The sequence below is a fragment of the Ancylomarina sp. genome (assembly GCF_041555295.1).
Lineage (GTDB): Bacteria > Bacteroidota > Bacteroidia > Bacteroidales > Marinifilaceae > Ancylomarina.
Genome location: NZ_JBFFKR010000323.1, coordinates 1 through 3,414 on the forward strand (window position 1 = coordinate 1; position 3,414 = coordinate 3,414).

Below are 3,414 nucleotides of genomic sequence, written 5' to 3' on the forward strand. Positions count from 1 at the left end.
AGCCCCATACCTGTAACCAAGCCAATATTGGTTTTAGTTTTTTGCAAGCTGATATCGTATTGCAAGAAATTTAAATTAACAGCTATAGATTTCGCTAAATTCAAGTCCATGAAATTTTGACTTGTAGGTTGTGTTATGCCATCATAGACAGAATAATCTTCATTAGCAAAAGCATTGATTCCCATTTCAAAGCCAGACCAGTGACCTCTGAATGTTGGTTTCTTGTACGTTTTTGTTTCGTCATCCCATCGACGCACCTTCTCAATTCTTACTCGAGTACCATGCCATCCATCAATGATATTAATCTGCTTGCGACCAATTCTAATTTTGGTAGTATCCGAGTCGTCTTCGAAATCGGCAAAGTTTCTTACCGAAACCTTAGTCCCTTTTGGAGTTTCAACAACTTTAAGGAAATCCTTGTTTAAGACCTTTACCTCAGTTGTGTCTGAATAAGCACTTTTCTTTTTCTTATTAAATTCAGGAGCTCGATATTCAGGCTTTTTCACTGGCTTCTTTTTTTTGTTCGACCAGTTATCTTCAATAATAATTTTCTTCTTTTTAAGGCTGTCAGTTTTCAAACTGTCAGTTGCAACTTGTGCCTGAGTCCCTAAGGTGAGAATTAATGCTAATGTTAATAGTAGGTATCGTTTCATATCGTTAAAATATCAGTCGTTCATTTAATAGAGTATCTAAAAGTGACTCTTTTTTATCAATAAATATTTTCTTAATTATTTGATTGTAATCTGATCAGATTAAAATTTAGACTTGGATAAAGTTTATAATCAATAATAAGACGAAGAAGTATTTGATTTGTTACAAGGAAAATAAAGTTATCTGGAAATTACTTCACAGGAGTTGAAAAACCGATGCCTAAAGTGTTGAATGCAACTCTTGTTTTATCCGTTTTAGGATCATATTTTTTCTCAAGATTGATCTTTTTCCCTGCGAGTTTTCCTATTTGATTAACGCCATAGCTGGCAATTTTAAGCAGTGTTGATTTGTCTTTGACTTCATCATCTCCTTTACTCGATTTCCATGAGAGACCAAGCATTGCAAGACCCGTATTTTGAACCTCGGTGGAAACCTTTTTTTCAATGATATCAATATTTATTTCTGGCAAATCCACACTCTTGATAGCAAGTGTTCTACTTTCAGCAAGAAGTTGTTTCACTTCAATTTTATCAATAGATTCCTTGGTAGATACTTCAGCTCTGATAGGAAGAGCATCCATTTTTATAATCCGTTTATTCTGAATCTTACTTTTGACTGCTGGCTCTGAAGTTTTCTTAGTTTTTTCTGTTTTTTTATTATTTTCTACACTTTTTACAGTGCTAATTTCTTTTGGGATATGTGTTTTTACAGAATCAGGTGTTGCAATTTGCATACCTGTATTTTGAGAAACTTGTCCACTTTTTAAGTCTGTTGGATTATTTTCAAGTTCACTTGTCCAAACACTAAATAGAATGGCAATTGAAGCAGCCGTAGCGAGTGTCGTAAAAATAAATTGTCTGAAAATAATAGTTTTGTTTTTCTTTTTGAGGGCCTTCTTATTTGTGAAAACAACTGTTTTATCTGCTTGTAATTTAGTCTTCTTATAAAGAGTAAGTTCCTTTTCTTTATCTGGGTTTGAGGCGATGAATTTGCCAAAAGCGTCATTTTCGTACGAATCTAAATCACCTTCGAGCTGTGCAATACAGAAATCATCGAAATTTGTTTGAAAAGGGATGTCTTTTAAATGAACTGTTTCTTCATAAATAGTTTCGGATTCACATTTTACATCCATGTCCATCATCTCATCCAATTCTCCTTTTAGATCAGGGTTTTGAGCAAGAAACGACTCCAATGCCTTTTTATCCTGGGCATTGATTTCTCCTTCGATATAATCGAGGAAGAATTCTTCGTAGTTGTTTCGTGTAATGAGTTTCATAACTTATTTTCTCTTTTCTATTATTTGAGTATTAATCTTGTTTATATGACACTTTCCATATGTCCTATATACTCTTTCATCTTTTTTCGGGCTCTATAGATATATACTTTCACCTGCGATTCACTTAGCTCGGTTATGTCGGCAATTTCCTGATAGTTGTAACCTTCATAATCGCGAAGCAAAACGACTGATCGTTGAATATCCGATAACCTTTCTAATGCCTGATCGAGTATCTCTTTCAAGTCGGTATATTGTTGCGAGTGTGAATAAGCACTGACATCGACCTGATTAAAATCTTCTTTTCGTTTTTCTCGCCTAATTAAATCAATCATTGTTCTATAAGCAGTCGTGTATAAATACGATTTCACTTTTAGAAAGTTGATATTATCTACATTACGCCATAGTTTTTCGAAACTATCTTGTACAATGTCGCGCGCTTTATCTTCATCCTTTATATTTTTAAGGATAAAACGAAAAACTCCATCAGAGTGTTCATCGACGCTTATATTGTACTCTTCTAGTTTCATAGGTATTCTTCTCTAGAACGAATAGCTTTTTAAAAAGTTACAAGCTCTAAAATAAAATTTTGAAATTAATTAGTGGGCTTGAATTTTGATCAGTTTTTGTTTTTTATCTTCGGCATTCAATACCATTTTGTAAATTCATCCCAATTTAAACATAAAATTTTAATTGATATGAAATGAGCCATGAGTAAACATTTAATTACTAATTAGATGTCTGCATGGTGATTTTCACGTGATAACTTTATAAAATTAGACACAGATGAAAAAGCAAATTTATGCCTTCCTTGTTTTTACATTAGCTCTAGGGGCTTGTAGCAATTCAAATACTTCACCAACTCAAGTAGATAAAACACAGAACGATTATCTGACCATGTCTACGCTATGGTACCAGAGAGCCTCAGAATGTAGAGCTTTATACTATCAGGCATTTAATTTTGCTAAGCATTCGTTAGTTGCAAATTTGGCTGAATCTAAAAATGATAAACCTAAAGCAGTTGTCGTTGATATTGACGAAACGGTTCTTGATAATAGTCCATTCGAAGCCTATTCGGTTCGAACTGGTAAGCAATATACTGAAGATCTTTGGCACGAATGGACTGGCAAAGCAGCTGCATGTGCAACACCAGGGGCTTTAGAGTTTTTGAAGTTTGCTGAGACAAAAGGTGTGGAGACTTTTTATATTTCGAATAGATCAGTAAGTGAAACGGCAGTAACGCTTCAAAACCTTAAGGCTTTAGGTTTTCCTTTTGCTGATGAGGCTCACATTCTATTAAAAACAGATACCAGTGTAAAAACGGTACGCAGAAATAAGGTTTCAGAAACACATGATATCCTAATATTGGCAGGCGATAATATTGGCGATTTCGATGAACTTTTCGAAGATAGAAAACAGAATTTTGGATTTGAAACTGTAGATGCTCATAAAGCTGATTTTGGTAAGCGTTTTATTATTCTGCCAAACCC

General features: G+C 34.0%; 3 protein-coding genes and 1 pseudogene. 1 reads left to right on the forward strand and 3 read right to left on the reverse strand.

The genetic code is table 11. The features are described 5' to 3' along the window. From ABY905_RS15305 to ABY905_RS15315, 3 genes and pseudogenes are all read right to left on the reverse strand, one after another. Positions 1-653: pseudogene (locus tag ABY905_RS15305) on the reverse strand (hypothetical protein); the annotation flags it as partial. Positions 654-841: 188 nt separating this feature from the next. Beyond that, entirely contained in the window at positions 842-1,927 is a 1,086-nt protein-coding gene (locus ABY905_RS15310) for an anti-sigma factor (RefSeq protein WP_372645436.1), read from the reverse strand. Between the two features lie 41 nt (positions 1,928-1,968). Next, positions 1,969-2,454 (reverse strand): RNA polymerase sigma factor, encoded by a 486-nt coding sequence (locus tag ABY905_RS15315; RefSeq protein WP_372645439.1) that lies wholly within the window; start codon positions 2,452-2,454, stop codon positions 1,969-1,971. A 256-nt stretch (positions 2,455-2,710) separates the two neighbouring features. On the opposite strand from ABY905_RS15315, the gene ABY905_RS15320 reads away from it, so the two are divergent. Further along, positions 2,711-3,414 (forward strand): 5'-nucleotidase, lipoprotein e(P4) family (locus tag ABY905_RS15320; RefSeq protein WP_372645441.1); only part of this gene is annotated, 704 nt, incomplete at its 3' end.

Coding starts and splice junctions, on each gene's coding strand:
- ABY905_RS15315 (WP_372645439.1), bottom strand. CDS start 2,454: ATGAAACTAGAAGAGTACAATATAAGCGTCGATGAACACTCTGATGGA.
- ABY905_RS15310 (WP_372645436.1), bottom strand. CDS start 1,927: ATGAAACTCATTACACGAAACAACTACGAAGAATTCTTCCTCGATTAT.